The sequence below is a fragment of the Desulfovibrio sp. JC010 genome (assembly GCF_010470675.1).
Classification (GTDB): Bacteria; Desulfobacterota; Desulfovibrionia; order Desulfovibrionales; family Desulfovibrionaceae; genus Maridesulfovibrio.
On the sequence record NZ_VOIQ01000051.1, the window covers coordinates 1 to 402 of the forward strand.

The 402-nt window shown below is 55.4% G+C and carries 1 pseudogene; it reads right to left on the bottom strand.

What is annotated here, in order from left to right:
* Positions 1 to 402 (bottom strand): annotated as a pseudogene (locus tag FMR86_RS20950) (hypothetical protein); the annotation flags it as partial.

A 402-nucleotide genomic window follows, 5' to 3' on the forward strand; every position in this document is an offset into this window, starting at 1 on the left:
CTACGTTTGCGTAMGCAGCGTAAGGGGTAGCAGAGATACCATCGATGGTGATGGGAGCTGCCAGATAGAAGATATCGAGTTCATCGTGGTTGGAAACCGCGTTAGCGCCACCATCGGTCTGAGCTGCATCGCTGTAACGGATGAAGCCGGCTGCCAGTGCGAACTGGTCAGTGATGGGGGATTCGATGGAGAACACACCGGTATCAGCATCACCGAGAACCATGCTGCCGGCAGCTGCGCCGGGCAGGTTGGTATTTTTGATACCAGCGGTGGTCAGGATTTCAGTGCCGGGGAAACGGTACTGCAGGTAAGCGTTTTTAACGTTCAGGGTGTTGAGGCTAGCGGGGTCGCCGTCAGTGCCTTCAACCTGACCGTTGTTATTGGAACCTACGCGGGTTTTGT